The organism is Paenibacillus sp. WG02, from assembly GCF_055396115.1.
In genome coordinates, this window is sequence record NZ_AP036016.1 from 4,650,944 (window position 1) to 4,673,489 (window position 22,546).

At 40.9% G+C, this 22,546-nt stretch carries 26 protein-coding genes; 7 read left to right on the forward strand and 19 right to left on the reverse strand.

The window, feature by feature from the left end; genetic code table 11:
- Positions 1-162: 162 nt before the first annotated feature.
- From ACBP55_RS21050 to ACBP55_RS21085, 8 genes are all read right to left on the reverse strand, one after another.
- Entirely contained in the window at positions 163-1,587 is a 1,425-nt protein-coding gene (locus ACBP55_RS21050; RefSeq protein WP_464644711.1) for a peptidase G2 autoproteolytic cleavage domain-containing protein, read from the reverse strand.
- Between the two features lie 177 nt (positions 1,588-1,764).
- Positions 1,765-2,232 (reverse strand): hypothetical protein, encoded by a 468-nt coding sequence (locus ACBP55_RS21055; RefSeq protein ID WP_464644713.1) that lies wholly within the window; start codon positions 2,230-2,232, stop codon positions 1,765-1,767.
- Positions 2,233-2,331: 99 nt separating this feature from the next.
- Positions 2,332-3,882 (reverse strand): tetratricopeptide repeat protein, encoded by a 1,551-nt coding sequence (locus ACBP55_RS21060; protein WP_464644715.1) that lies wholly within the window; start codon positions 3,880-3,882, stop codon positions 2,332-2,334.
- Between the two features lie 136 nt (positions 3,883-4,018).
- Positions 4,019-4,696, reverse strand: a complete 678-nt coding sequence (locus tag ACBP55_RS21065; protein WP_464644716.1) for a DUF2642 domain-containing protein — start codon at positions 4,694-4,696, stop codon at positions 4,019-4,021.
- 28 nt (positions 4,697-4,724) lie between these two features.
- Positions 4,725-6,071: an arsenic transporter gene (locus ACBP55_RS21070; protein WP_464644718.1), complete on the reverse strand. Its 1,347-nt coding sequence runs from the start codon at positions 6,069-6,071 to the stop codon at positions 4,725-4,727.
- A 52-nt stretch (positions 6,072-6,123) separates the two neighbouring features.
- Positions 6,124-6,279 (reverse strand): hypothetical protein, encoded by a 156-nt coding sequence (locus ACBP55_RS21075; protein ID WP_464644720.1) that lies wholly within the window; start codon positions 6,277-6,279, stop codon positions 6,124-6,126.
- Between the two features lie 185 nt (positions 6,280-6,464).
- A complete protein-coding gene (locus ACBP55_RS21080; RefSeq protein WP_464644721.1) occupies positions 6,465-7,517 on the reverse strand; it encodes a CotH kinase family protein in 1,053 nt (350 codons plus the stop codon).
- 66 nt (positions 7,518-7,583) lie between these two features.
- Positions 7,584-7,940, reverse strand: a complete 357-nt coding sequence (locus ACBP55_RS21085; protein ID WP_464644723.1) for a hypothetical protein — start codon at positions 7,938-7,940, stop codon at positions 7,584-7,586.
- A gap of 292 nt (positions 7,941-8,232) precedes the next feature.
- On the opposite strand from ACBP55_RS21085, the gene ACBP55_RS21090 reads away from it, so the two are divergent.
- The 3 genes from ACBP55_RS21090 (at position 8,233) to ACBP55_RS21100 (ending at position 10,742) form a co-directional block, all read left to right on the forward strand.
- Positions 8,233-8,898, forward strand: a complete 666-nt coding sequence (locus ACBP55_RS21090; RefSeq protein ID WP_464644724.1) for a DUF6897 domain-containing protein — start codon at positions 8,233-8,235, stop codon at positions 8,896-8,898.
- A 166-nt stretch (positions 8,899-9,064) separates the two neighbouring features.
- Positions 9,065-9,760, forward strand: a complete 696-nt coding sequence (locus tag ACBP55_RS21095; protein WP_464653368.1) for a DUF2642 domain-containing protein — start codon at positions 9,065-9,067, stop codon at positions 9,758-9,760.
- Between the two features lie 94 nt (positions 9,761-9,854).
- Positions 9,855-10,742, forward strand: a complete 888-nt coding sequence (locus tag ACBP55_RS21100) for an alpha/beta fold hydrolase (protein WP_464644726.1) — start codon at positions 9,855-9,857, stop codon at positions 10,740-10,742.
- Here ACBP55_RS21100 and ACBP55_RS21105 read toward each other — a convergent pair.
- The 5 genes from ACBP55_RS21105 to ACBP55_RS21125 all read right to left on the reverse strand — a co-directional run bounded on the left by ACBP55_RS21105 (position 10,739) and on the right by ACBP55_RS21125 (position 14,210).
- Entirely contained in the window at positions 10,739-10,897 is a 159-nt protein-coding gene (locus tag ACBP55_RS21105) for an aspartyl-phosphate phosphatase Spo0E family protein (protein WP_082615121.1), read from the reverse strand. The genes ACBP55_RS21100 and ACBP55_RS21105 overlap by 4 nt on opposite strands.
- Positions 10,898-11,030: 133 nt before the next feature.
- On the reverse strand, positions 11,031-12,401 hold the full coding sequence (locus ACBP55_RS21110; RefSeq protein WP_464644728.1) for a PDZ domain-containing protein: 1,371 nt from the start codon (positions 12,399-12,401) through the stop codon (positions 11,031-11,033).
- Positions 12,402-12,554: 153 nt separating this feature from the next.
- A complete protein-coding gene (gene hisA, locus ACBP55_RS21115) occupies positions 12,555-13,316 on the reverse strand; it encodes a phosphoribosylformimino-5-aminoimidazole carboxamide ribotide isomerase (RefSeq protein ID WP_464644730.1) in 762 nt (253 codons plus the stop codon).
- Positions 13,317-13,412: 96 nt separating this feature from the next.
- Entirely contained in the window at positions 13,413-13,886 is a 474-nt protein-coding gene (locus tag ACBP55_RS21120) for a hypothetical protein (RefSeq protein WP_464644732.1), read from the reverse strand.
- Positions 13,887-13,901: 15 nt separating this feature from the next.
- Positions 13,902-14,210 (reverse strand): hypothetical protein, encoded by a 309-nt coding sequence (locus tag ACBP55_RS21125; protein ID WP_029198301.1) that lies wholly within the window; start codon positions 14,208-14,210, stop codon positions 13,902-13,904.
- Between the two features lie 295 nt (positions 14,211-14,505).
- On the opposite strand from ACBP55_RS21125, the gene ACBP55_RS21130 reads away from it, so the two are divergent.
- Both ACBP55_RS21130 and ACBP55_RS21135 read left to right on the forward strand, forming a co-directional pair.
- On the forward strand, positions 14,506-14,805 hold the full coding sequence (locus tag ACBP55_RS21130; protein ID WP_029198302.1) for a hypothetical protein: 300 nt from the start codon (positions 14,506-14,508) through the stop codon (positions 14,803-14,805).
- A 117-nt stretch (positions 14,806-14,922) separates the two neighbouring features.
- Positions 14,923-15,591, forward strand: coding sequence for a phosphatase PAP2 family protein (locus tag ACBP55_RS21135; protein ID WP_464644734.1), 669 nt, complete (start codon positions 14,923-14,925; stop codon positions 15,589-15,591).
- 32 nt (positions 15,592-15,623) lie between these two features.
- Here ACBP55_RS21135 and ACBP55_RS21140 read toward each other — a convergent pair whose 3' ends face one another.
- From ACBP55_RS21140 to ACBP55_RS21165, 6 genes are all read right to left on the reverse strand, one after another.
- Positions 15,624-15,818: a hypothetical protein gene (locus tag ACBP55_RS21140; protein ID WP_464644736.1), complete on the reverse strand. Its 195-nt coding sequence runs from the start codon at positions 15,816-15,818 to the stop codon at positions 15,624-15,626.
- A 156-nt stretch (positions 15,819-15,974) separates the two neighbouring features.
- The gene (locus tag ACBP55_RS21145; protein WP_464644738.1) at positions 15,975-17,015 is read right to left on the reverse strand and encodes a YheC/YheD family endospore coat-associated protein; all 1,041 of its coding nucleotides are present in this window, start codon (positions 17,013-17,015) and stop codon (positions 15,975-15,977) included.
- A gap of 139 nt (positions 17,016-17,154) precedes the next feature.
- Entirely contained in the window at positions 17,155-17,682 is a 528-nt protein-coding gene (locus ACBP55_RS21150) for an N-acetyltransferase family protein (RefSeq protein WP_464644739.1), read from the reverse strand.
- A gap of 4 nt (positions 17,683-17,686) precedes the next feature.
- Positions 17,687-18,118 (reverse strand): NUDIX domain-containing protein, encoded by a 432-nt coding sequence (locus ACBP55_RS21155; RefSeq protein WP_464644741.1) that lies wholly within the window; start codon positions 18,116-18,118, stop codon positions 17,687-17,689.
- A 112-nt stretch (positions 18,119-18,230) separates the two neighbouring features.
- Positions 18,231-20,156 (reverse strand): DUF2334 domain-containing protein, encoded by a 1,926-nt coding sequence (locus tag ACBP55_RS21160; protein ID WP_464644743.1) that lies wholly within the window; start codon positions 20,154-20,156, stop codon positions 18,231-18,233.
- A gap of 138 nt (positions 20,157-20,294) precedes the next feature.
- Positions 20,295-20,987, reverse strand: a complete 693-nt coding sequence (locus ACBP55_RS21165) for a class I SAM-dependent methyltransferase (RefSeq protein ID WP_464644745.1) — start codon at positions 20,985-20,987, stop codon at positions 20,295-20,297.
- A 246-nt stretch (positions 20,988-21,233) separates the two neighbouring features.
- Between ACBP55_RS21165 and ACBP55_RS21170 the strand changes: the two genes are divergently transcribed.
- Complete coding sequence (locus tag ACBP55_RS21170) at positions 21,234-21,668, forward strand: hypothetical protein (RefSeq protein WP_464644747.1); 435 nt, start codon at positions 21,234-21,236, stop codon at positions 21,666-21,668.
- Positions 21,643-22,539, forward strand: coding sequence for a YitT family protein (locus ACBP55_RS21175; protein ID WP_464644749.1), 897 nt, complete (start codon positions 21,643-21,645; stop codon positions 22,537-22,539). Before ACBP55_RS21170 ends, ACBP55_RS21175 begins: the two co-directional genes overlap by 26 nt.
- Positions 22,540-22,546: the final 7 nt, after the last annotated feature.

Consider the following 22,546-nt stretch of genomic DNA (forward strand, 5'->3'; position numbering starts at 1 on the left):
GCAAATAGATTTCAATGATGTAAATAAGAACCCTTCCTTTTTTTAAAAAGGTGGGTTCTTTGTCATTTCATATGGCATTATTAGAGGCAGATTCTCCAGTTAAAATGTGGTGAACCTTATCGCTTGGAAAGCAACCTGTCCGGATTTCATCTATCAAGTGTTTTAATACGATTTCCCCACTAGTACTAGAATCTGATTAGGTCGGGTTCTTTTTAGCACATAAAAACCATGATCAGATGCTGTAGCCACTCCACTCTCGTTTGGGAAGCAAAGTCCGCCCGCTTGGCAGGAACCATCATCCCTTACTAGAAGCTTACCGAGCATCCCTACGGCAACCCATTCGGGTCTCTCTGCTCTAGGGATATAGACATGTGTAGGGTTCCATTCCGGATTTAACCTAGGTTGTCGCTCAATTCGTTCGGGTATGACTATTTCCCCTTTTGCATCTGTCAATGCCCGAACTGTCACTTCATGGTATTGGGTTCTTCCCCATTCATCCGTCACATACTTCTGATTCCAGCGCATTTCCCCGCTGTTCGAGAGAAAAGCTGGTTTCGCACTTGTAATCCCAACTACATAGCGATCTGTGGGATCAGCTATGCGAACTTTGTCCTCTTCCAAAGCGACGAAAAAACCTGGTTCAATGGGGTTGCCGTCTGTAGTCTCGAACATCTCCGCGTAATCTGCTGCTGGACTGCTTACCGTACCGTCAATTTTAACATTGCCATTGCTTAATATTTTCGCAGCTAGTCCAGTTGCCTCGCTGCTTGTCCCGTTGGCTAAATACCAAGAATAGGTCAGCTCATTCGCGGCACCAAATTGCCCCATAATGTGCACACCTTCCAAATTGTTTGTTGACGTTTCTTGTCCTTCGGCGTGAGAAAAAAAACTATTCGCCAGTGTGTTTACACCCTCAGTATGCGAGGTGAAGCCGCTCGCGGTTGTCAATGCACCTTCCGCATGGGCGTTTTGACCACTAGCTATGGTCTGATTCCCTTCGGCATGTGATAAATCTCCTGAAGCCGTTGTTCTCTGCCCCTCCGCGTGGGCGAACAGCCCACTTGCCACGTTTAAGTTGCCTTCAGCATGAGAGGCTCTGCCGCTAGCTGTGTTGCTCTCGCCTTCAGCATGGGCGCTTTGACCAGACGCAATCGTTTCTAAGCCTTCGGCATGTGAATCGAGACCCATGGCTTGCGTCAACTCTCCTTCCGCATGGGCATTTATGCCATCGGCACTGGTTTGCTGCCCTTCGGCATGTGAATGAAGTCCAATTGCTCGCGAACCACTGCCTTCGGCATGAGAAGCAAAACTCTGCGCTCGCGTCAAAAACCCTTCCGCATGAGCCCCTAAATCTTCGGCACTAGTTTGCTGTCCTTCGGCATGCGCGTATACGCCAATGGCCAGAGAACCACCGCCTTCAGCGTGAGATGCAGGTCCCGTTGCTTGAGTAAAATATCCCTCCGCATGAGAAGCAATGGAACTCGCCAATGTATTGATGCCTTCCGCGTGAGAGAAATCTCCGCTCGCCACGGTGTTATTTCCTTCTGCTACAGAGCAAACCCCCAAAGCTTGCGCCCCACAAGCCATATCTATCCTCTCCTTTATAGCGATTATGAACATATGATTCAGCATATGAAATTTTTACCAGTTTGCTTGTACAATTACCAGTATGCAAACAAACACAAAAAGCAGAACCGAAGGTTCTGCCCGCTCTTCCTGATCTACCTGATCTACCTGTTCTGCCAAATCGCTTTAAAATAAAGGTCAATCCCGAACATTTCTTATCTCGTCCATACTTTTTTTAGCTCTGCTGTTGAGAGACTTCTTGTCTTTTAAATGATATTGATCCAACTCATGGCCTGGGTCAATAATCAATGGTTTTAAAATAATATCTTCTAGCATCTTATAGGTTAGTTGATACGCCGCATGCCTATTTTCTCTTGAAACTACCTTTTTTAAGGATTTGATTAGATCCATAAGCTTTTCCGCATACATAAGTTTTACAATACTATCGGCTCCCATAATATGGCGCGAAGCAAAAGCAATCACATTATCAAGTATACGAGAATCTTGATAATATTTGGCTAGTGACTCTAAGCTTGTGATCGCATCCCAGTCTCTTATCGAGAGATGATTCGTGCAGGTATCAATCCATTCGTTGTACCAGTCAATTTCGATTTGACTTTCTATTTCGTATGTTTTATATTCTTCGAAAACGCCATCACGATGCATTTGAAAAAAATGTCCTCGATATAAATCGAATAATTCTTTTGCTCTCTGCAGACTGCTCCTCCACAATCTCACCACTCTTATGTTATATTCTTTACTAAATCACAATGATGGAAACAAACTTATAAGCGCTAAAGCACCTTCATGTTCTGGTGCTACTTGCAGTGTATTGCGCGCAAACTCCCTAGCAGAAGCGTCTTCACCGACCTCGTAGTAGCAAATGGCCATCTCATACAGCACAGAAGCATCATTCTTATACTCATTGTTGGTCCGTTCGAAGAACAGCAAAGCATCCTTGAACATATCCATCTGATACAATAACATAGCGCAGTCCAAAGCTAAATCACGGTTTAATTCCATCGGATAATATCCTTCCCACATCAGCTGGATTCCTTGTCGTATGTCCAATAATTCTTCTTCATCACAGGCGGGAATTAGATTCGATAGGCGCTTCGCGCTTTGTAGGAACAATTGGGCATCATACCCGCCCAAGCGCCAAAAAGCGAGAAGCTGGTTAATTTCCATAAGATCCAAATGCGAATCAAACCATTCTTTGATACTGAAAAAATCATCTGGACCAAAACGTTCGACAAACCGTCGGTAGGCTAAGCGTGTGAGACCATAACTGTGTGGATTGATCAGCATAAGCATACACCCTATGTTCAAATGGTTATAGGGATGTGATGTGAATAAGCTCATGGCACCCTTTTGCTCAAAGACATACCCAATGGCATGATAATTGGCTGTCAGGGAAAAGCTTCCATGATGAATCAGCTTGGGAGGCTCGTTATATTCCCAGTTCTCTATTCGGTGGTCTCCTTTATCCGCAGTGAGCAGGAGAAATCCTTCTTGTGAGAGCATTCCAAGACGTTCCAAACATTGCAGTCCAACTGCCGGGAAGAGGATATGGGAATCCTCCAGCTTCTGTGAATACAATCCTACAACATCGCGATAAGGGTATGATTCCTTTTCATATTCATCAGCTCTTCGATAATGATACTCGGGAATGACGTTCTTCAGCATATCCGAAGCACTTCGTTCGGCGGCACCTTCCGGAAAATGCAAAGAAACCATGCATTCATAAATTTTGTTTTCGTCTACATAGATCAGTTCTTGTGGAATACTATCAAAAAAGTAATTCGCAATGACCAGCAGCGGCTGCTGCAAGTCACCCCTTCTAATTCGATCACCAGATTGCGTCAAATGAAGTTCAGTACCCTGCACAGCGTCAAATTGTGCAAAGTCCAGAACCCCTTGCTCCACAAAGGGAAGTAAACTGCGGTGCTGCTGCCAAAAATTGATATTTTTGAATGCTAGATCACTCATGACATATCGAAAAGGTGGAAGAGTGATACCTGAATAATCCCTCAGCTCACATAGTTCTTTTACAATATGATAGGCTAATCTGCCAGAACCCGCTCCAAGCTCTAGAATCGTCACCGGTTCCAATGAGAAACCAAGATTTGCTCTATCTTGAAGAAACCCAAATATGATCTCGGCATAGGCTACCGCTATACTTGGATTACTAGTTATGTATTGTGGAACCTCTTCACTCTGCCATGCACCAATTCCCTGCTCTTCATAATAAGTTCGCTGAAGCTCCCAAATGGGTGCTTCACTGAAACGATAAATCTTCTGATCCTTATGTGTCATCGGCTTGAACCTACTTTACTCCATTTTATGAAAAAACAACTCCCATCTTACCATAAAGTACCTCCTAAACAAAAAAAAGAAAGACAGTTACCCATTTCTGGCTAACTATCCTTCTACCAGAAGTGGAAAACTGCTTTCACTTATTAAAGGGAATGCAATTCTTAATATGTTGAATGTTGTAATGCAGCTTTTTCTCATCGGCCGTGATTAGTTCAACAAAAGGAAGATTTAATTTCTGCAGCAAGCCAATCTTGTTTGCATGTAAACCAGAGTCAAAACAGACGATTTCTCCTTCCAAATCTTTGAGCAGCTGTTCAAAGGTATTCGGGAGCATAGCAAAAGTTGGATCGGTTGGATTAGCTGCCATTTGATTTTGCGATTGCGAATAGGGCGTCTGGTGGGTTTGGTATGGACTGATCCATTTTAGATGAAACAAAGGAATGTACATAACTTGATAAAGAGGCGAATAAAACACCATGTAGTCTTGAGCAATATGTTTTACATAACCGTGGATTGTCTGATTATTGGCAATATAAATTTCTACGAATCGATCGATCGCATTGGTTAAGATCTGGTCATAAGAGATCTCTCCGGTTTGCTTAACGGAGGCAGGTGGAGATTCCGTGTTCATTTTGTCATCGTCCGCCTGTAAAGTGATATTTCTAATATGAGTGATAGGCATATATAAGTACTTCTTTTCCGTGTAAATGACGATGATATCTGGTCCTACATCGATTAGGTAGCCAATTCTATCACGATCTCCAATTAACTCAATTTGTACCATCTTTCCGATATACGTGTTGAAATACATCATGGTTGATAACCTCCTTAACTATCCATTTTTAAAAAATCCACTTTACCCAAAAGGAAAGACAAACCAGTGTGAATATTAAAGCAGGGGGAATCGTTAAGAATGTGACCTTGCAATAATCCTTCCAGCTAATTTTAACTTTATGCTGCTTAAGGATATGGAGCCAAATTAGCGAAGCTAGCGTACCGATTGGCAAAAGTAGAGCTCCAAGATCACTACCAACTACACTGGCTAAGTAGGTTACTTTTAAAGTTAGTGGGTCTAGCTCCATTCCCGTTAATGTTAGTGTACCAATCATTAATGCCGGGTGATTATTTACTAACGTAGATAGAAGTGTGACCAGAGTTCCCATTAGTAAGCTCCCGTTTAATAAATCGCCAGAAACTAATGGTTTAAAGGTACTAACAAGCATATGGGTTAGGCCAATATTATTTAATCCAAATATGATAACGTACATGCCAAAGGCAAACACGAGAATATGCCATGGTGTCTTCTTTACCATATCGACAGGAGATATTTTGAGATAAAACCAGCGCCAAGCAAGTAGAATAGTTGAACCTAGCACAGCTACGATACTTACAGGTATTCCGTAATAGGAGGCAATAAAAAGACTTACCCGAACCATAAAAACGAACAGTAAAATATTTCTCATGAATTTTGTTCGATCTTTTATCTCTGGTAAGTTATTAGGAAGCTTAACGTTGCTTAAAGGATGATTTCTTGGTCCTATTGCATTTAATGGCAATTTCTTAGGAAGTATGCGGTAGAAACAGAGGAATAACAGCAACAAAAATACGAGTAGCCCCAAAGTAGAAGGAATAAACATCATTAAAGTGTGCATATATAAATCCATTCCGACAATTTTCAGCGCTATTAGATTAACAATATTACTGACTCCTATAGGAGCGCTAGAAGCCGTAGCGATTAGCGCACCGGAAAGTAAGTAGGGAATTTTCTGGTGATTTTTTAGTCCTAGTTTCTCTAGAACAATGAGTAATATAGGCGTTGTTATCATAATGCTGCCATCATTGTTGAAGAATAGAGTCATTAAAAAACAAAGTAGATTAACATACCAGAATAGACGGATCCCCGATCCTTTGGCTCTAGCCATTAAACCTTCTGCCGCCCATTGGAAGAAACCGAAGTTCTCTAATACAATTGCCATGACAATGGTAGCCATAATCGTTATGGCAGCGTCACTGATGGTATTTGTAATTTTAAGTAAATCAGCGAAAGAAACACTCCCACTTATAAGGACTAGGAAAGCACCTCCCATAGCAGGAATAGCTTCGTTCATCTCCTTAGGACGCCAAAGAATAAGGATAACAGTCATCACAAATGCAGCTATCGTAAGGGTTATCGTTGCAGAACCAATCATTTATTTTTCACCCCGCTTATTGAAAAAGTCATCTTACTCTACGTCCACTGTGTCATACGTCTATTCTCTTGATGAATGCCATATCCGGCATATCCAAATCTACGGAATTTACATTTTCATAAACGGTTTCTATTTCGGGCTGTATTGGCGGTTTAAGTAAAAAGTATAGTAGAACCCCTGCAAGCATAATGATAACCATGACGACCATTGTCATTCCCTCCCTTCTACCATCTACCACCATCTATCATTAGTAGATACTGATACAGTATGTATACGGGACCTGTATTCATCTTGCTATAAACACTTAACCCCATCTCTCAAATATTCCACTCTTGTCTAGTAAAAGAGAAATGAAACAACAAAAAAACCAAATGCTATGATGCATTTGGTTGGCTAAAGCTTTTCCATTTCTTTCTTAATAATTTCCCGCCTTTCCTTAATATAGTTTATAATTAATTCCGGCTCACCTCTGAATTCCGAATAAGGCCACTTCCGATTATGATCATACAGCATATAAGGGGCTATCGTACCGTGTAATTGTTCAATCATTGGAGCTATCTGTTTCCTTGTAAATGATGTACGAAGAATGGAATTAAGAATTTGTTTATAACGCAGCCTAACACTCTTGAAACTCATCAGTTTATTAGTCAAGCCATTGTAGCCTTTCAGGCGTACCAAGTTACTCCCGCATACTTTCCCATAGCAATTTCTCCCCCAAGTGCCTTCGTAGTCCCAGGGTATGATGCGGTATAATTTGCTTGGCTTATGACGATAGATCGCATAATTTTGATCAAACCCATCGAAGTTTCCGGTTAAAACAGCTCCGGCTAACCATCGTAAGTAATTATCAATATCCAAATGGGATTGCAAGTATTGAGCTAATGGCTTCCCGGACAGTTTATTTATCTTGGAAATGAATGCGCTCAGTTCTTTTTTTTCGGTGCTTAAACCTATGATTTGCTCGTATCCTTCAAACATCGTCCTCTTATTCCTTTTTGTTTCCGGGTGAAACAGCTCAAAGTTGGCATCATCATCCACAGCATAGAAAAGGGATTGCGCACTAATTCTCCTTTGCATGAAAAAGTTTTTATCAACCGCTTCTATTTCTAAATATACCCCCAGACCTTCTCCATTTAGAATCAATTCAAAATGTTTAGTTTGTGGACTCGGTACACCAATACGTTGGAAAAATCGAAATGAGAGCGCATTCCGTATCATCGAAGGATCGTCATACTCTGCATTCAGATGGTAAGTCTTACCCTTGCAAACAATTTCATAAGATTTCTTCGCATATTCTCGGGTGTGCCCACCACGATAACGAACCTTAATAGGAACACGTTTACCATTACTAATAAGTATCCCGTTTACGAATTGATTACTCCAAACATCTTCATTCAACTTTCTAAGCTGCTGATCTTGGATTACGATATGTCGAGTCGGTATCATGGCACACCGCCTTTTTACATAATAAAAAGCCTATCTTTAGTAGATAGACTTTCATTCTAGATTAATTTATTCGTGATTATGTTCGATTGCCACGGCTCTTGTTCCCTCTTGTTTTGTTTCCACCAGTCTTGTTCCCTCTTGTTTTGTTTCCACCCGATTTGTTGCCTCTTGTTTTGTTTCCACCCGATTTGTTGCCTTTTGTTTTGTTTCCACCCGATTTGTTCCCTCTTGTTTTGTTTCCACCAGTTTTGTTGCCTTTTGTTTTGTTTCCGCCCGATTTGTTGCCTTTCGTTTTGTTTCCGCCAGTTTTGTTGCCTTTTGTTTTGTCTTCACAATTTTTGCTGCCTCTTGTTTTGTCATTTTTTTGAGCTTGTGTTTTCTCATTTTTGTTGCCGCTTGCTTTGTCACCTTTGTTAGATACACTAACCTCCATCTTTAAAAACCTCCTTATAGTTGATAGTGCAGTCTATGATAGAAGATTTGAATTGGATAGAGATATTGGTTGATATAGATAAATTAATTATTAATAGATTTGCATTCTAATGGTGGAATTATGTCAAAAATAGATTGTAATCTAGTACCTCCTCTTTAACGGATACATATACTTATATTACAAATGAGCAGCAATGATATTGGTACAGGAGGTGAACACACAAACTAGTAACCGCTGCTTATATTCAAACTAAACCACATTCCTGAGAGGGGAAATGACAAAATGAGTTTAAACTTTTTAGGTTCATTAATTGGCACTGAGGTTAAAATCAATCGCGGAGGTCCTGATTCTATCGTTGGTAGATTACTATCCGTCCATCATGATTTCTTAGTAGTCCGTATGAATGATAGAACAATTGTGTTCATTCAATTACAGCATATCAAAAGCATCAGTGGTGCGAACAGCAATGCTAGCAGTGGTAACAAAAGTAACAGTGACAACAAAAGCAATAGAAGCAACAGAAGCAACAGAAGCAACAGAAGCAGCAGAAGCAGAACTTTTCAACGTTTTCAAATTGCGCATACCTTTGATGGACTTTTAAATCAATTGAGATTCTCAAATGTTCAAATCAACCGCGGTGGCCCTGAGAAAATTGAAGGTATTCTTGTACAAACCATGGATGGCTTCTTGCTGCTTGTTGTAAAAAATGAAATCATCCGTATTCCAATCTTCCATATCAAAAGTATTAATGTTGCTAACAAAAATAAAAGCAATGGCAATAATTCGAACAGCTCTTCCAATAAAAACAATAACAACAAAAGCAACAGTAACAACAAAGACAACAAAGAAAACAAAGAAAACAAAGGCAACAATAACAAAAACAGTAAAGCAACTGCATCACAAATCGTTGCGATTAAACTTATGTTAAAAAAATACCGCTCTCGTTAAATTTAGTAGAGCTGCTAAATGATACCCATATTCCATACCCCCAATCTCGTCGCAGGCGCGCTGATTGCTACGGCACTCAGCGCGCCAATTGGGGTTATTTATGCACTAATTCAACGAGGATAAAGCATTTCTACTAGATTGAAAGGAGGTGCAAACTGTGGAAACTATGATTATGCTAATTGATAAACAAGTGGAGCTGTCATTTTCGGGGATCCAACAACCCTTAAAAGGAGTGCTGCTTGAGGTAGGCAGTGATCTTATCGTGATTTATAATGAATTTCATTTTTACTATATTCCAATCATTCATTTACAATATCTAAAGCTAGATACCTATGCCAGCTCTACCATAGATCCACCTACGGAATATCCGTTTGATCTTCAATCTCCGTCTATCTCTTATCGAAAGATGTTAATGAGCGCTAAAGGGATGTTCGTTGAAATATATATCACTGGCAATCAAAGTATACATGGCTACTTAACTCACATCATGAATGATTATTTTGCTTTTCATTCCCCTGTATTTCATACGATTTTCATTTCGATGAAGCACGTCAAATATGTGATCCCTTACCATCCGAATACGACACCTTACTCGATGCAAATGGAGAATTTTCTCGTCCAACCTTCTCAAGTTACGTTTTCCCGTACATTTGATCAACAGTTAAAAAAGCTGGAAAGCCAGTTTGTTGTCCTGGATCTTGGAGAAAATCCGAGCAAAATCGGCGTACTTCATTCAGCGGACCACCCTTTTCTCGAGCTTCATACAGCTACCGGGAAATCGATACTGCATAGTGAGCATGTGAAAACGATTCATTTACCTTCAGTTCGCAGAGGGGACAGCTATGGAGTCCGAACTTTCTAAGATTGACGTCCATAACGGACGTCATTTTGCTTTATTGTAGCAAATGGGCATTCTGGGCATACAGTAATGCATAAACTTTGAGAGGAAGACCATTATGACTTATACGTATGAAAACCTGTCGCAGCCACTTCAAGCCTGGCCGTTTCAGCATCCGAACCACCCCCCGGTTCCGCATCCCGCATGGCCTTACATGACTCAGGCTCCTTGGGCTCAGGATTTTGAACATGAGTACCGTGAAAGAGATCAGCCTCTCACTTTTGTACTGATTCACGGCTCGTGGGCAGATACAGGCTTTTGGTCTGGGGTTGCTTCTGAATTACGTAAAAAAGGCCATACCGTATATGTTCCTGAATACCCAGGACATGGCGCTGACCCTAACAAGAATGTTACACATGCAGTGATGACCAAATCCATCGCTGATTACGTAACATCTCGCAATTTAAAAAACATTATATTGGTTGGCCACAGCTTCGGTGGCAGTTTAGTCCAAAAAGTAGCAGAGCTTATCCCCGATCGTCTGAAAAGACTCGTATTCATGAACGCATTTGTAATTAAAGATGGGGGATCGCTAGCCGACGAGTTTCCACCCTCTATGCTAGCAATGTTTAAACAGCTCGTAGAAAGCTCTAAGAATAATACAGTGATGCTTCCTTTTCCTGTTTACAGAGAATCCTTTGCAAATCTAGCAAGTTATGCGCAAGTTCAACAGCTCTATAAAAAAGTTTCACCAGAACCGGCACAACCCCTCTTTGAAAAGTTAGATTTAAAGAAATTTTACAGTCTGCAAGTACCCAAAAGCTATGTTCATCTGATGGAAGACTCTGCTATACCACTTGGCAATCCAGATTATGGCTGGCATCCACATATGTCAAGCCGACTAGGATTATATCGATTTATTCAAGCACACGGTGATCATATGTCAACAACGGAATACGAACCGAAGCTTATTGCACGAAAGATTTATGAAGCGTCTAGAGACTAACAAGCTATCAATATTTGATAAGTATTTAATAATTCATCCAACTCACCAGATAATCGCAATATGAACTCGGAGCGCAGCTCGTACATGTTTCCCGCATGGTTTAGCTCATCTCTTTTAGCTTCTATTTTCTTCTCTAGTTCAAATAACGAGTCCATTATGCATGACCTCCGATGAGTAGTCTATTAATTATATATTTTATACAAATATTGTTAAGAAAATATAAGTTTTGTGAATAGTAGATTATGAAAAAAGCGCCGCTGTCAATGCGACAACATGCGCTTTTGTTGACTACGAGCAAGTTGACTGACTTTTTTGCTTAGGATTATTGCGCAACCAATTTAACATATCGTCAATCGTATTCACAGGTACAATAAGCAGCCCAGGTGCTCCTCGTCTTGCTTCCGATTCATTTTGGGATGGAACAAAGAATACATCGGCATCCGTTCTGCTGACGCTATAGGCTTTCTGCTCTAAGCCTCCAACAGGACCGATCGAGCCATCTGGCTCCATGGTTCCCGTGCCTGCAACACGATTGCCATAAGTAACTCCGCAAGGTGTGAGCTGATCAATCAATGTTAGAGCAAGCACTGCACCGTGCGAGGGTCCTCCCTCATGCAATAAATAGTTATGATATCTCACCGCCTCTGGAATATCATATTGCACCTCATTCGCAACTTGAATGCCGAAGGCAGCACGGCTCGGATCGTCCGGATTTGCCCGTGTCTTAACCGAGAGACTAACTTGCTGTCCGCCGCGCAGCACCACCACCCTCACTTGATCTCCGGGCTTGGTCATTTTCATGCGGGCTGTCAGCTCTTGTACCGTAGTAACGATATCATCATTTACTTTCTCGATCACATCACTTAGCTGCAAGACGCCAGCGCCGGGGCTATCTTTTAGAATCGCCGTAATGCGAACCCCATGCGAGGTGATTCCCTTGCCCTTGCCTACTTTCTGATAAGCAATCGCACTCCCCGCGGCGTTCGCATCCTCCTTCATCGTACGAACTTCTTGGTTGTACTCCCCTAGAGACATACCGAGATTATTTGGTTCAAAAGTATACTTAGCAAAAAGCTTCGCATATAGCCAATCGATCGGGAAGGCTGGCCGCTCAAAGACGAGCACACCCGAAATTTCTCCATGAGCACTTCCCCCATTTGCCTGAGCGTAACGATTCATATTTAAGGTCAAACCTGGGTAAGTAACCAAGACATTCGTCGGCCAGAACATCACAAGCAATAGACACAAAGTGGAAACAAGCACAGTTACACTCTGAACAGGCATTTTGCGACGTTTTCGTTCATGGAAAAATAAATCTATAAATACTAGTAACCATGTTATAAGAAAAATACTCACCGAAATTTCAATCTTTTTCGGAATTGTTAACAGGATTATTGCACTCGCCAAGGAAGCTGCGATTACCGCGATACTTCGAACGCGACCCCAGATATTTCCCTGCGATAACATATGCCTAAGTGCGCCAACCATCCAAATGATAGGAATCAAAGCAAGAACATAGATCAGTAGATCAATCGCATCTATCCAATAAATCCTTGTACCCAACCGCAAGGGATCCGGCAGCCATATCAATTCCCCTGTTACAGCTAATATCAGGACTAAAACCATACCCAAGTAGTAAAGTCTTTGCCAGCGCGCCATCCATCAAACATCTCCTAGTTCACCGAATCGTTAATTTACTGCATTCAAATGTACAGCTTTAATAATAACGTTTAATTCATCGAACAACAATTGAAGTCGAACCATCTAATTAAAAAGCAGACACCTTTAAACAAAGGTATCTGCTGTTCTTAGCTAAGCTAACTCGTTCATATAGGTTACGACTTCATCATAGGAGAGCTTACCACCGAAAATATCTAAGGCACTCCCAATGGTGATATCCAGCTTGCCGCTGGATAACTCTTTGAATAGCTCAATATCCGCGAATGATCTTGCCCCACCTGCGTAGGTAGTCGGAATTACAACCCAATCTGCCAACGTACTGACCAAGCTTTGCTGAATCCCGCTTTGTTTGCCCTCTACATCAACAGCGTGAATCAGAAACTCATCACAATATTGTTCCAGAAACCGGATATTTTCTTTATTCAATTCAAAGTCACTCAATTGCTTCCATTGGTTAGTAGCAACGAACCATTTGCCTTCTTTCTCTTTACAACTGAGATCGATAACCAAATTATTTTTTCCTACCTCAGCTACGATTCGTTTCAGATTGTCCATGTTCAGTTGCCCGTCGCGGAAAATATAAGAGGTAACAACGACGTGCGAAGCACCTTGTTCAAGATAGTAGCTGGCATTCTCCGCATGAATACCCCCGCCAATTTGCAAACCGCCAGGATATTCGCGCAGCGCGCTCACGGCTTCATCCTTATTCCCGTCACCGAGCATGATGACATGTCCGCCAAGTAGATGATCCCTTTTGAACATCGCGGCATAATAGGTTGAGTCATAAGAGGAAACAAAATTTTCAATGATTTCCTTCCCTTCCGTACTTAAGGTCTCACCTACGATTTGTTTAACTTTACCGTTGTGTAAATCGATACAAGGTCTAAATTTCACGAAAATACCCCCACTAGAATCAATTGCTACTAGATCAATTTTCCATCAATTATAGCACAAATAGCCCTCTAATAAGGGCTACGTACAATAAACGTCTTACTTTTTAATGAATCCTTCTTCTGCTAGATACTCCTGAACCTCTTCATAGGTTTCAAAGGCGCAGTCTAGATTGCTTCCAGCATAGATATACCATAAATCTTCAACGAAGGTAACGACCAAGTGATGGCCGTCTTCATCGATCCAATGCTCGTCTTGTTGTTCGGTATCATTCTTCAGAAGCTTCTTGGATGTCTTACCCGTTAAAGATTGAATCGACTTCTCGATAATGTCTCGCAGCTCTTCCGCGCTGAAATCACGGATATTGATTAACCCTTTGCTGTCCGTAGCATATCCTTTGATATATTCCGCGTATACAAAACCATTACCGTTTGGGTGCAGGTGATAAACAACCGCCTTCTTATCATATGCACTATCTTCGTAATGAAAATTGATTCGGCCTAGTGATACATTTTTCCGTTCTAACTCGGGAAAAGATTCCACGATAGCTAATTTTTCTTCTAAACTAAGCATACTTGCCTCCGTAATTTACTCAATAACCTGGATTTTAAACACGTTCTCCAATTTTCCATCAGATCTTTTCTTCAAAGGCACTTTAATGTCTCTTCCGAGTTCTTTGAAAAAAGTTTCAACATCACACTGTACATTGGAAAGGATAACTTTAAATGAACCGTCTTCAACAATGTTCTGATTAGCTTCTGCAAGGACCTTAACATCTACCGCATATTTCTTCGTTAACGTGTTGATGTATCGGCTGAAAATTTCAATTAATTCCTCATTGTTAAAATTTTCAATAACCAGTTTTCCCTTGTTCGTAAAATTTAAATGAACGTTCACTTTTAAATGTCCCCTTTTCCTTTAAACCGTTTATTTTCTTGTGGGTAAAAACATGCTGACCGTCTGGTTCTTCCTCATTGAAAAGGATCCAATCCCTTGTTGGCATCGTTGGCTTTACATCGATCAAATAATGCTTCTCTTCTATTTTACTTGTTTTTATGGGTATGAAGCAATACAAAAGCCAAATTCATTTTTAAAAATAAAAAGAAGCAGGTCATTCCCTGCCTCATCTTGTCTTATATTGTATAATTATAACACACTTTTACGAATTCTAAGCAAAAAGGATGGAAGCCCAATGGCCTTTGGCATTAAAAGAGAAGAACTTCAACAATGGAAGGCTGCCGTAAGCCGCGGCGAGATTGCCTTTTTGACTCATTACTGGCTGGATAAACGCTTTGTTGGCATTCGAACTGTTACGAAAGTGGGCTGTTCAGATTTGGATCGGCTATCCAAATGGTGCGTATCACATGGACTCAACCCGCAATATATTCACCATAGCCCTTCTTATCCCCACTTTGACCTCTTTGGCTCCATGCAAAAGCGAATATTAGAGCTCGAGAATAAATGGGATCAGATCGAGAGATTCAAACTCTAAAAGCATAGGCATGATGAAATACCTTTTTATACCATTCAGGCTTGTATACATAAATAAACCTTATGATATACTAAATATTTGTAAATACTATAAATTTGTGAATTTGGAGAACCTACCATGATCCCAAAACTTAAGATTACTTTTGTCCTTATTCTTTGCATCTTATCACTTCTATGCTTTTCCCTAATTGCTTCCCACATTCAAGGCCAACAGATCGCGCAATTCGATCACAATGTAATTACCTTCATTCAAGGAATGGAATCGCCTGGACTCACTCTACTCATGAAAGTATTCACTTTCATTGGTTCAACTCCTATAGTAATCGTAATTGCCCTCTCTGCCATATTTTTTCTTTATTTCGTTTTACATCATCGCTTTGAGCTCGTTTTCTTTGTCTCTATAGTTGCAGGTACAGGCATCATTAATCTTCTGCTCAAATTGTATTTTGCTCGCCAAAGGCCCGACCTGCATAGACTTATCCAAGAAACTGGCTACAGTTTTCCTAGTGGACATTCCATGGAAGCCTTCGCGCTTTACGCGTCTCTAGCTTTTCTTCTCTGGCGGCATATTTCTACGAGAATCGGAAGAACGATCACTATCCTAATCTGTATCGTAATGATCGGACTTATTGGGATAAGTCGGATATATCTAGGGGTTCATTACCCTAGTGATGTCATTGGCGGATATTTGGCAAGCGGGGTCTATTTCACCTTAGGAGTGTGGCTATTTCAATGGTACAAAGAGTATCGAGCCTACAATAAGAAAGTAAAGCAACAAACCTCCTAACTGTACATGATCAGCTGCAGAAGTAAATTTTACTAAGAAGTAGTTTTGTTAATTTGCCTCAATCTTGTTTCAAATCGACTAATGAAGTCAATCGAATACTCGCCAATTGCTGCTATTTGATCTCGGACAAGCCCTGGAAAGTCTGAATGATGGATTTCTAGAAAATCATCAAGTTCATTATACCAGGGCAATAAATTCATTTTGATAATTAACACACGACTTTTCACCTTCGAATTCCACCTTTACAACGCCATACTAAAGTTTATTCGTATAACGCTGTTTGTGTCCTAGTTAAATATGCCAATTATAGTAGTGTTAATCCCCATTTCTTCTATTTCCTATGTAATAGCCCCATAAAAGATAGGGCTGGATTCATTGAAACTTCATCGGTTTAATAGAAACTTAGCATATCGTAACGGTGTTTCATAGGTATTATTAAAAGTCTGATACATTTTTAATTGCTTAAATTCATACCTTTGATCTCTCCCATTTACTTCGATAAGCTTAATTCTACCATGTTGGTCTACGCCAACATCCAATCCGACATCTGCCATAGCCGGGATGCGCTCACTTAGGCTTTCAGCAATAATCAGTGCTGCCTTCTCAACATCCGCTTTCATTCGGTAAGGATCAAAGCCGCTAGCCCGAAACAATTCTTCACATCGCCTAGCTTCTCCGCCTTTTGCCAGATTCGTAACATGTCTACCGGATGCAGCAACTTTACCTGCAATGCCCGTAATCTGCCACTTCCCTTTATCCCCGCGCTGGGCAGAAACCCTTAGATCATACGGGCGACCTTGATACGTTGCCAAAGAAATCGCTTGTTGGATAAGATAGCTTTGTGTTCCTACTTTTTCATGGATAAAAGCTTGGGCTTTCTTATCACTAAGCATTTTCGGTTCGATATTACTCCAGCAAAACTGCCATTCCTCGTTTTCTTTCTTAGTGACTTTAATCACCCCTTTACCTATGCTGCTATTAGTAGGTTTAATGTAAAGAGATGATAATCTTTCCATTGCATCTATTAGTTGTTCTGAAGAGTAAGCCATAGATTCAGGAAGATAATCTCGAACCGATTTGTTTGTCGATAATAACTTGTGAATACGAAGTTTATCATGGCGATTTTGTCCATTGAATACAATACTTGAATTAGAAAGAAGCCCTAATTGCTTCTGTAAATAAGACGTAAGCGTCATCGCACGATTATGAGTGACTTTAGGGATAGGCAGTCTAATCAGCCGATACTTTTTATTTTCATAGCATAATCCTAGAACTGATTTCTCACTAATATGCTGTAGGCACATGTAGAAAGGCGTTATTCCAAGATTTTCTGCGGCTTTATTGTATAGATCGATTCGCTCATATCCGGTCTTCTGCCTAAGAATGCCTAAATACGTTTTTCGATCCAGAAGAATTCCAACCACACTGTGCACGTCATCACCTTCGTCAAATAGGATCATCTTTAACACTGTATGCAGTCAGAGTCTACCTGGTCCAGATCACAGCAAAAAGAGCCGCACATTGGCGGCTCTCTTGGTTGTATGAGTGATTTTCGTTTATAAACTATTGCTCCTTATACATGTAAACCATCATTTCCTCATCATAGCCCTGTCCCTCATATTCCAATGCATTTCGTTCCACGCCATACGTCTCATAACCTAATTTGCGATAAAGCTCAACAGCTGCTTTGTTCGTAGTTACCACGCTAAGGGTGACTTGCTTCAAACCTTCTAATTGTTTCCCTCTACGAATCACTTCTGCCATTAATTGCTTGGCAATCCCTTGACCGCGGTAATTCTCTGATACATACACGCCCCAAATGAAGGCTTTATGCTTCAGCTTAAGACTTTGCTCTCGCTTAAAACCTACGGTCCCGATAAGCTGGCCTTCTGTTGTAAAAGCACCCAAAATATAATTGCTGCTATCTTGACCAATTCGTTTCTCCACTTCTTCTATAGGCAGCAAAACCGATTCTTCATAGGCAGCGCCAAATGCTGCCGGATTTCTTTGCAGTGCCTCAAGCCGCAGCGCCCAATAATCCTTAGCTTCTTCTACTCGAATACTTCTGATATCTATCTTGACATTACGCATATGCTCACCATCCTATACTTTCAAACCAGAGTCCCTGTTGTTTCTTCTCTAAGGCATGCCGAATATAACTAACCATATTATCAGGCAGCTCTTTCAAATGAAACCATTTCAATTCCTCGCACTTCTCTGGCTCTTTATTCGTGATCTCACCCTGCCAGCTATGTACGTTCAGAAAGAAGTCCACCCATTCGGACGTCGTATTTTTGCGATGCATGACACCGATAACTTCAATATCTGAAGGCTTGATGACAACTCCTGCTTCTTCTTCCGCTTCTCTTATTGCAGCTGCGATCACCTCTTCATCGCCATCCATCCTGCCTGCAACAACGCTCCAATTGCCGTCTTGAAACCCTGTATTTTGTCTCTTCAATAATAAAACCTCTTCGTTTCGATAAAACAACACATGCACTGAGCCATATAAAATAGGTGTTCTCAAAATGATCCTCCTTGATTCGCATAGCCTTATTCTATTTCCTTCAAATCCCACTGATATATACTTATATTATCAAATTGCAAAAAAAGGAGCCACATGGCCCCTCATTTGCTTTTTAATCATTAACATTCAGACTCTGATAGGACAAAGCAACGTCTAATAGACCATCATCGTTTGATAACATCGCGATATCCGTTTTACCGTTCCCATCGAAATCAGCAACGGTTAAACGCCCATTCGTTCGGCCCCAAGGACCAAATACCGAGAGCAGTTTGTATTCACCCTCCGATGTTTGTAGATACACACGGTTCGTTAAATTTTTGGTGTCAGAGCGTAAAATATCTTCCTTGCCATCCCCGTTGAAATCACCGAACCGGATGCCGCCAAGCTCATCAGGAATGTTCAGATTAACTTTATTCAGCTTCCATTGCATGTTCGCTGTATCCAATTCAAATTCCACGCCTTGGGAGGTATTCTCTTTAAACAAAAACAAGCGTTGGCTGTCCTCATTTCGTAAATTTCTCACAAGTAAATCTCTTGAAGAATTGGACCTGAACGTGTAGGGCTTAATTTCTTTAACTTTCCCTCCATGCAAGTATAAACCCAGAAGTTGACTTCGATCTTGCGATTGACCAGCAAGGATACAATCCCCATTGGACTGATGCAATTCATACAAATCATACCAGCGTTTAGCCGGAATCGTCCAAATTTGTTGTCGCTCGAACGAAATCCCATTGGATGCGTAGCTCTCAAGCTTGCCGGAAGGTCGAACGACCCAAAGACCTTTTTTATGGCGGTCATTCATACCATTAAGTGTAAATGATGAGCCATCTTCATAAGGCAAGGACGCCCAAACCCGTTGGGCAGGTTGGTTTTCATTGCGTAAACCTGTGTACTGAGCTTGTATGACCGACAGGTTGGAGGTCTTCTTATCCCAAGTCACAATGTCATTTTGATTTCTGCCTGTTACGTTACCGATTTGTACGAGGGTAGATTTCGTGTTTCCAACCTTCAAACTTAACGATGGAGTAAAGGGCACATAATCATGTATGGAATAGAACGGATAACCCTTTAAATGAATCTGTGTGATCAGCTTTTGTAACACACTTTTATTTTCACCGGCATATTGAAATTGCGGTATACCATCCTTAAGTAGCTGTTCACCCATCTCATCCACGACTGGTACCAGATGGCTAAATTCCAAAAAAGGATGATAGAAAAAAGAGTTAATTCGCTCTGTTTTCCCCATTTGATTAAGAATGAACTTCTCATCTTTACCACTTGGTATATACGAAAGTGTTGTCGGTACGAATACATTGCCAAACGACGTATTTCCAAACCCCTTATTAAGAACATTTTTATACTGGGCTGCAGGCGGGTTGGAATCGATCGTAACATCTGGTTGATAAAAGAGTCCAAAATAAGAACGAAACACCTTATCCTGATCTGGCGTTGTATGATAATGTGGTGCTTCCCAGAAATGGGGCGATAAATTAGCAAGGCGAAAACGGCGATAACCCTCTTGAACACGTTGTTCTGCAAAAGCAGTAGTCGCAGTTTCAGGCTTATCTACAACATTAAACTCGTTCCCTATACCCGAGGCTTGATGACCATCCTCACGAAATACATCTCCTACCTGATGGGTATAACCATGCATGCCAATAGATCCGCCATGCTCCACAGCTTCGCGCAGCACGCGATCAAATGCTTGAATATAGTCATTATCCAACTGATCGATAGCGCGATCATATCGTTTACCGTCTTGACTAATATTAATCCAACGCGGAATGACCGCCATACTGTAGGGTACATGCTGCTGATGCAAATAATCAAAGACAGCTCTCAGCTTTCCGAGCCCTTCAGGTGTACTATAATAGCCACCAGGACCAATGTCCTCTAACCGAAGCATCATGAATCGCGGATTATTATCGGCGCCTTCAACGGTGATGATGTGATTTAATCCGATGTATAAACTTAAAGTTACGAAGCCTGCTATCACATACCGCAGCCAATTGTTTTTCTGTATTAAGATCCTCAACATGCAAACTCCCCCCAAGGATGCTGGATCATCATGTTTACCAAGCGATTCACAAACACTATAGGTCAATTGGACTATATCCTTGGAAAATTGTCTATTATAAATTATTACGATAATTTTTGGTGCTATTAATTGGTGCTATTAATTGAAGTGTTTATACCAAATACCTGCATATTCTGGTACCACATGCCAATTATTTGCCCTCACTTGCTTTCCGAAATCTTCTCCAAAGAAATACGAGGTTAATTGTACAGCTTCATTCACATCTTTGAATATATAATCGGTGGCTAACGAGGTGTGTTCAAATCCATATTCAATTTCTAACAACTGATAATAGGGTGCCAAATAATCATACCTGATCGGTTCCGCAAAACCCGTTCCCAAAGTCTCTAGAATAATAACCGTTCCGCCTGGTCTAAGAATGCGCCTAATTTCAGACATCATTTGTTTCAAATTATTCGCCCAATCCACATTATTCGAGCTAGCCAGATAACATAAGCTCCACCCTGCTACGACAAGATCCTTACTAGTATCCTCAATTGGCAGCGCTCTATGGTCGGAAACAATCGTTCGCCAGTTCGCATAAGAAGTTGTTGTAGTTAACTTTTTTTCTAACACATTCAGCATGGCCTTGGAGCTATCCAGACACCAAAGTGAATTGGCTTCCGCGGCAAGAAACATAGAAAGTCTGCCAGTTCCTGCCCCTAAATCTACCACATCCAAATGCGCATAAGGTCTAATCTCATGAATCACCTTTGCTAAATTTGGTTGCTTACTAATTAGTAAGTCATAAGTTTCTGTGTTGTCTTGATAAATGTGATGATCTCGAGACATGTTCATTCCTCCTTCAAGTTTTTCTTAGAATAAACCTTAACCTTAGGTCAAGGTCAAGCGTTAGAAGGAGTTATGAAAAGGGATCCATAATGTGTGCGCTTACAACATTGTTGTCACAATTACACTTCATCTTATCACGCTGTTCATGATTTGAAAATAAAAAATGATACCGCTTTCAAGTTTGACTCAGTGGGACTGAAGTGCTACAATTCAAGCAAATTTGGTTGCAAATTAGGATTGGAGGAAATGTTCCTGCATCATTTTAAACATAAATGTCAATGGACGATTTTGGTCTGGATCATTCTTGGGTTGTTCGTGTTTCCTTTGACACCGCCAATTTCACACCACTATTCTTTCGATACCGATATCATCGTTCTAGCCAATACAACTCCTGCTTTAACCGTTCAAGATCATCCGCCATCCAAAGAAACAATACGAGCTCAGGAAGATAAGATTCAGAGACATGAAGATTATGACAAACAATATGAGATGACCGTATTCGTTGTCTTTATTATTTTTATATTATCCAAAATATGGGAGCGATTGAAGAGTATCTTATTAGCTTTTCTCAAATTCATCTCGGGTTACACGGGCCTCATTCCTTCATTATTCATTAGAACCCAACTGAATGAAATGTGGAAAAGAGGAACCCTTCATGTCAAACCTATCGGCTGGAGCTGAACAAGCACGCTCCCAACATCAAAAATTAACCCGCCTCAAATTTATTCGCAGAATTTTTTTCATGATCATCGGATCAGCCTTATTTTCTGTTGGTTTGGAAATTTTCTTAGTCCCCAACAATATTATTGATGGCGGAGTTGTCGGAATTTCCATCATCGTCTCTCATTTGACGAAAATTCCGCTAGGCGTATTTCTCGTTATTTTGAATTTACCCTTCTTACTTTTAGGTTACAAACAAATCGGCAAAACATTTGCCATTTCTACCTTATTTTCCGTTGTCCTTATGTCAATAGGAACCTCCCTGCTGCATCCTGTACAAGCGATTACCATAGATCCTTTGCTAGCCGCAGTTTTCGGTGGAATTATACTTGGTATTGGTGTAGGATTAGTCATTCGCTCAGGCGGTTCGCTCGATGGAACTGAAATTGTAGCTATTGTATTTAGCAAAAAATCACCATTCTCCGTTGGCGAAATCGTAATGTTTTTCAACTTTTTCATTCTCGCCAGCGCAGGCTTTGTCTTCGGATGGGATCATGCGATGTACTCGCTCATTGCGTATTACATTGCCTTCAAAATGATTGATATCACCATCGAAGGCCTCGATCAATCCAAAGCTGTATGGATTATCAGCGACGAATCCGACAAAATCGGGGATACCATAACGTCCCGGCTTGGCCGCGGCGTTACCTACCTTAAAGGCGAAGGCGCCTTTACAGGAGATGACAAAAAAGTGATCTTCAGCGTCATCACCCGATTAGAAGAAGCCAAGCTAAAGTCCATCTTGGACGAATTGGATCCTAAAGCTTTCCTCGCCATTGGCAATATCCATGATGTAAAAGGCGGAAGATTTAAAAAGAAAGATATTCATTAAAATGAGA

What these genes read in the sequence shown, in the direction of transcription:
- ACBP55_RS21175 (WP_464644749.1), top strand. Translation starts at nt 21,643, where the DNA reads ATGTCAAACCTATCGGCTGGAGCTGAACAAGCACGCTCCCAACATCAA.
- ACBP55_RS21065 (WP_464644716.1), bottom strand. Translation starts at nt 4,696, where the DNA reads ATGATGTATTTCAACACGTATATCGGAAAGATGGTACAAATTGAGTTA.
- ACBP55_RS21070 (WP_464644718.1), bottom strand. Translation starts at nt 6,071, where the DNA reads ATGATTGGTTCTGCAACGATAACCCTTACGATAGCTGCATTTGTGATG.
- ACBP55_RS21130 (WP_029198302.1), top strand. Translation starts at nt 14,506, where the DNA reads ATGGCCTTTGGCATTAAAAGAGAAGAACTTCAACAATGGAAGGCTGCC.
- ACBP55_RS21150 (WP_464644739.1), bottom strand. Translation starts at nt 17,682, where the DNA reads ATGCGTAATGTCAAGATAGATATCAGAAGTATTCGAGTAGAAGAAGCT.
- ACBP55_RS21050 (WP_464644711.1), bottom strand. Translation starts at nt 1,587, where the DNA reads ATGGCTTGTGGGGCGCAAGCTTTGGGGGTTTGCTCTGTAGCAGAAGGA.
- ACBP55_RS21160 (WP_464644743.1), bottom strand. Translation starts at nt 20,156, where the DNA reads ATGTTGAGGATCTTAATACAGAAAAACAATTGGCTGCGGTATGTGATA.
- ACBP55_RS21080 (WP_464644721.1), bottom strand. Translation starts at nt 7,517, where the DNA reads ATGATACCGACTCGACATATCGTAATCCAAGATCAGCAGCTTAGAAAG.
- ACBP55_RS21165 (WP_464644745.1), bottom strand. Translation starts at nt 20,987, where the DNA reads ATGTCTCGAGATCATCACATTTATCAAGACAACACAGAAACTTATGAC.
- ACBP55_RS21100 (WP_464644726.1), top strand. Translation starts at nt 9,855, where the DNA reads ATGACTTATACGTATGAAAACCTGTCGCAGCCACTTCAAGCCTGGCCG.
- ACBP55_RS21055 (WP_464644713.1), bottom strand. Translation starts at nt 2,232, where the DNA reads ATGCATCGTGATGGCGTTTTCGAAGAATATAAAACATACGAAATAGAA.
- ACBP55_RS21095 (WP_464653368.1), top strand. Translation starts at nt 9,065, where the DNA reads ATGATTATGCTAATTGATAAACAAGTGGAGCTGTCATTTTCGGGGATC.
- ACBP55_RS21105 (WP_082615121.1), bottom strand. Translation starts at nt 10,897, where the DNA reads ATGGACTCGTTATTTGAACTAGAGAAGAAAATAGAAGCTAAAAGAGAT.
- ACBP55_RS21110 (WP_464644728.1), bottom strand. Translation starts at nt 12,401, where the DNA reads ATGGCGCGCTGGCAAAGACTTTACTACTTGGGTATGGTTTTAGTCCTG.
- ACBP55_RS21075 (WP_464644720.1), bottom strand. Translation starts at nt 6,279, where the DNA reads ATGGTCGTCATGGTTATCATTATGCTTGCAGGGGTTCTACTATACTTT.
- ACBP55_RS21060 (WP_464644715.1), bottom strand. Translation starts at nt 3,882, where the DNA reads ATGACACATAAGGATCAGAAGATTTATCGTTTCAGTGAAGCACCCATT.
- ACBP55_RS21090 (WP_464644724.1), top strand. Translation starts at nt 8,233, where the DNA reads ATGAGTTTAAACTTTTTAGGTTCATTAATTGGCACTGAGGTTAAAATC.
- ACBP55_RS21120 (WP_464644732.1), bottom strand. Translation starts at nt 13,886, where the DNA reads ATGCTTAGTTTAGAAGAAAAATTAGCTATCGTGGAATCTTTTCCCGAG.
- ACBP55_RS21135 (WP_464644734.1), top strand. Translation starts at nt 14,923, where the DNA reads ATGATCCCAAAACTTAAGATTACTTTTGTCCTTATTCTTTGCATCTTA.
- ACBP55_RS21170 (WP_464644747.1), top strand. Translation starts at nt 21,234, where the DNA reads ATGTTCCTGCATCATTTTAAACATAAATGTCAATGGACGATTTTGGTC.